Annotated in this window: 4 protein-coding genes, 1 rRNA gene and 1 pseudogene; 3 read left to right on the forward strand and 3 right to left on the reverse strand. The window is 72.6% G+C overall.

Features of this window, described 5'->3' with window-relative positions; genetic code table 11:
• Nucleotides 1-10: 10 nt before the first annotated feature.
• Nucleotides 11-127: ribosomal RNA gene (gene rrf / locus ACWDCZ_RS38990) — 5S ribosomal RNA — on the forward strand.
• 69 nt (nt 128-196) lie between these two features.
• On the opposite strand, the gene ACWDCZ_RS38995 is transcribed toward rrf, so the two are convergent.
• From ACWDCZ_RS38995 to ACWDCZ_RS39005, 3 genes are all read right to left on the reverse strand, one after another.
• A complete protein-coding gene (locus ACWDCZ_RS38995) occupies nt 197-1,558 on the reverse strand; it encodes a hypothetical protein (protein ID WP_449818434.1) in 1,362 nt (453 codons plus the stop codon).
• Nucleotides 1,559-1,754: 196 nt separating this feature from the next.
• A complete protein-coding gene (locus ACWDCZ_RS39000) occupies nt 1,755-2,525 on the reverse strand; it encodes a lysophospholipid acyltransferase family protein (protein WP_049656484.1) in 771 nt (256 codons plus the stop codon).
• Between the two features lie 222 nt (nt 2,526-2,747).
• Nucleotides 2,748-3,173, reverse strand: a complete 426-nt coding sequence (locus ACWDCZ_RS39005) for a DUF4395 domain-containing protein (protein WP_049656482.1) — start codon at nt 3,171-3,173, stop codon at nt 2,748-2,750.
• Nucleotides 3,174-3,478: 305 nt separating this feature from the next.
• Between ACWDCZ_RS39005 and ACWDCZ_RS39010 the strand changes: the two genes are divergently transcribed.
• Both ACWDCZ_RS39010 and ACWDCZ_RS39015 read left to right on the forward strand, forming a co-directional pair.
• Nucleotides 3,479-3,829, forward strand: a complete 351-nt coding sequence (locus ACWDCZ_RS39010) for a TlpA family protein disulfide reductase (protein WP_380782123.1) — start codon at nt 3,479-3,481, stop codon at nt 3,827-3,829.
• Nucleotides 3,830-4,081: 252 nt separating this feature from the next.
• Nucleotides 4,082-4,212: pseudogene (locus tag ACWDCZ_RS39015) on the forward strand (electron transfer flavoprotein subunit beta); the annotation flags it as partial.

Genomic DNA, 4,212 nt, shown 5'->3' on the forward strand with positions numbered 1-4,212 from the left:
TTCATAGTGTTTCGGTGGTCATAGCGTGAGGGAAACGCCCGGTTACATTCCGAACCCGGAAGCTAAGCCTTACAGCGCCGATGGTACTGCAGGGGAGACCCTGTGGGAGAGTAGGACGCCGCCGAACAATTCTTCAGAAGAGCCCCCATCCGGGTCCCGGATGGGGGCTCTTCGCGTTTTCCGGGCCGGGGCGAATCTATTCGTCGGAGTCGGATTCGGGCTGCGGCTTCTCCGTGGGCGCTTGCCCCTGGGCCTGGGCGGGTTGCTGGGCATCGGGCCGCGGCGCCTGGGGTGCCTGAGGAGCCGATGACGGCTGACCTGACGGCTGATCCGACGGTTGGGCCGTCGCCTGGACCTGGTCGGCGGGAGCCGCCGGGGCCTCCGCCGTCCCCCAGGCCGGTCGGCTGAGCCACTTGTCCGCGCTGTTGGTGAGACGGGCGACGCCCGTACCGTCCGGCCGCATGCTGTAGAGGTCGGCGCCGGTGCCGGCGGGCGCCTGGGCGAAGACGATGGACTTGCCGTCGGGAGCGTAGGCGGCCGCGCCGTAGAAGGCGTCCGAGGGTGCGGGGGTGAGGGCACCGACGGCGCTGCCGTCGGGGTGGACGGTGTAGATGCCGCCGCCGGGGGCGTTGTCGGGGCCGGCCGGGTAGGTGGTGAAGAGGATCTGGGTGCCGTCGGGGGACCAGTCCGCGCGGTCGCCGGCGCGCAGTTCCCAGGGGGTGAGCTGCCGCAGCCCGGTGCCGTCCGCGCTGACCACGTAGATGGCGCGGCTGTTGGCGGGCTGCCCGGTGGTGCTGGTGCGGTACTCGAAGGTGAGCTGCTTGCCGTCGGGGGACCAGCTGGGGTTGCTGACCGCGCCGGAGTAGGGCTTGTCGTTGGTGAGGAAGGTGAGCCGCTGGACGTCGGTGCCCTCGGGGGTCATCAGGTAGAGGTCGGAGTACTGGATCTGGTGGCTGCCGGACGGGTCCAGGGCGCCCCAGGAGCGGCTGAAGGCGACCTGCCTGCCGTCGGGGGAGAAGGCGGGGGCGCGTTCGTCCTCGTTGGCGCAGTCGGCGGTGCCGCTGTCGCAGAGCTGGTTGACCTGGTGCTCGGGGCCGCCGGCGGTGAGGACGGTCCAGAGCCGGGCGGTGCCGGTCTGCGGGTCGGTGCGGTCGAAGGCGATGGTGGCGCCGTCGGGGGACCAGTCCGGGCGGTCGTCGAGCGCGCGGGCCGGCGGCTGGGTGACCTGGTGCTGGCCGGTGCCGTCGGGGGAGAGGGTGACGATCGCGGTGCTGGTGCGGGCGGCGTCAGTGTAGGCGCGGCTGACGATCAGCCCGTTGTGCGCGGCGGCCGCGGGGGCTCCGACGGCCGCGCCGACCACGCCGGGGGTCGCGGCGGGTGTCGCCTCGGGGGTGGCGGTGGGGGTCTCCGGCCGGATCTCCGAGAGCGGGATCTCCCCGGGTTCGGCCCCGCAGCCGGTGAGCAGGGCGCCCAGAAGCAGAAGGCCCGCACCGGCGCTCGCGCGGGTGCGGGCCCTGCCCGTGGGTGACTGCCGTGTGCCGGTGGTGATCCGTGCCATCTCCGCCTCCGAGACTCTCGACCGCTCCGACGTGTGCCCCCGCCGAGGATTCAGGACGAAGGCCCCTGAAAGGAGCTGTCACTGTGTCAGACGGGGGACGTCGGCGGTCCGGCGACACGCGACGGACCGCGCTCGCTCGATCGCACGGAGTAGGGGGGAGTGGAGGGGAGAGGAACAGAGGGGAGCGGAGCGGGCCTCAGCCCCGGGCGGCGCGGCGCTCGGCCTTGGCGAGGGCCTCCGCCTCGTCCTCGGCCTCGGCGACCTCCAGGGTGGGCGCGGTGCCGCCGAGCTGGGCGGGCAGCCACCAGGTGTCGTCCGGGCCGGAGGGCTTGCCGGGGTACTCGCGCTGGGCCTGGTCGAGCATCTCGCTCATGGCGGCGCGCAGCCGCCGGGTGACCATCACGGGCTTGTCGTCCGGCCCGAGGTGGATCGGCTCGCCGATCATGATGGTGACCGGGACGTGCCGCTTGGTGAGGGTCTTCGGGCGGCCCTTGGTCCAGAGCTGCTGGGTGCCCCAGAGCACGACGGGCAGCAGCGGGGTGCCGGAGTCGGCGGCCATCCGGGCGGCGCCGGTCTTGAACTTCTTGAGCATGAAGGAGCGGCTGATGGTCGCCTCGGGGAAGACCCCGACCACCTCGCCGGCCTTGAGGGCGCGCACGGCGGCCTCGTAGGCGGGCTGGCCGTCGGTGCGGTCGACCGGGATGTGCTTCATGCCGCGCATCAGCGGGCCGGAGATCCGGTGCTTGAAGACGTCGTCCTTGGCCATGAAGCGGGTCTTGCGCTTGCCGCCGCGGTACGCGCCGAGGCCCGCGAAGAGGAAGTCCAGGTAGCTGATGTGGTTGCTGACCAGTACCGCTCCCCCCCTGGCGGGGATGTGTTCGGCGCCCACGATCTTGATCCGCGCGTCGAGCGCGCGGAAGGCGGTGAGTGCGGCGCCGATCACCGGCGGGTACACGAACTCTGCCACGGTCAGTCCTGACTTCCACGGGCCGGAGCCCGGTTCGGCGGGTACCCGCTCCGTTGCGCGGGCGGTGCCGACCGGAGTACGGCACTCCGCGGCGGTCACGGGTGATTCACGGAGATGATCCCCCGAACGAGTGCCTGCTGTCACCTGAGGCGTGCGGTCAAGTGAATATTGCCGATGTGATCTCCGTGATGAATTCGAACGGGAACTTTTCGGCCGCTCGCATCAGGCGCGGGAGGTGAGGCGGCCCTGGGCGTGCCGGACCAAGGGGTAGAGCTCGCAGCCCACGGAGTAGCCGAACACGGCGTTGGCGAAGGCGGCGGTGAGGGCGGTCGAGGCGCCCATCACGCCGAGCCATGTCACCTCGGTGCAGTAGCCGAGGGTGCCGACCGCGGCGAAGACCATGAGGACGCCCTGGTCGAGGCGGAGCGGCCGTTCGTCCTCGGTGGCGGAGGGCGGTGCGAGCCGGGGCAGCACGAGCGCCTGGAACAGCCGGACGTACGGGGCCAGGCGCAGGCCGCCGAACGAGCCGAGGGCGAAGACGAGCGTCTGGGCTCCCAGGAGCGGGCAGCTGCCGGTGGCCAGGACGAGGGCCAGGACGATCGCGGTGAGCGCTGCGGCTAAGCGGGGACCGCGGGGATCGGTCTGCAACGGGGCTCCGGGTGGTCGCGACGGGCGGCGGCAGCGGCGGGGCGTCAACGCCGTCGGTGGACGGTGGTCCTGGCCGGGGCGATGACGCGGCGGCGGACCGGCGGCGGCATCGGGTGGCGGTCGGAGTCCATCGGCCGATCGTACGTGTCCCGGCCCTGGCGGTCGACCGTGTTTCGGGCGCCGCGGGCGCTGCCGCAGACTGGGGGGATGACCGGGCCGACGGCGTGCGTTGTCGTGCCTCGACGGGGCCGGTCCCGGCCTGCCGTGGCCGGGGGTGACGGGCCGGGAGTGACGGGAGGACGAGGGTGAGCACCGAGGACGGGGCGGACGAGGTACCGCTGTCGGAGGCCGTACGGCTGTCGGGGGCGGAGCTGGGCGGGCCGCTCGGCGCGCGGGCGACGCTGGTGCAGTTCTCGACGGCCTTCTGCCAGCCCTGCCGGGCCACCCGGCGGGTGCTCTCGGAGGTGGCCGGGATGGTCGACGGGGTGGAGCACATAGAGGTGGACGCCGAGGAGCGGTTGGAGCTGGTCCGCCGGCTGGAGGTCCGGCGGACGCCGACCGTCCTGGTGCTGGACGGGGAGGGCCGGGTGGTGCGTCGGGCGGCGGGCCAGCCGCGCCGGGTCGACGTGATCGCGGCGCTCGGTCGCGTGGTGTGAGCAATCCGGCCGCAGGTGTTCCGCCCCGGCGGGTGGAGTCGGCCCCGCGCTGGGGCAGGATGGGCACAGGCGGCGGGAGCAGCCGCACGGCATAAGCTACTGGCCAGTAGTGACCACTGCACTACCGGCGAGTATGCTGCCAGGAAGTTCCGGACCGGCACGGGAATTCGCTGCCCGGAGCGGGTGCGTGCCGTGTTCGCGCCCGCTTGCACCGCCGCAGCCGCCGGACGAGACCAGTACAGGAGACAGGCCGTGAGCTTGAGGATCGTTGTCTGTGTGAAGCACGTGCCGGACGCGACGGGTGACCGTCGTTTCGCGGACGACCACACCACCGACCGGGAGGGTGTGGACGGCCTCCTGTCGGAGCTGGACGAGTACGGCGT

This window comes from Kitasatospora sp. NPDC001225, assembly GCF_053597855.1.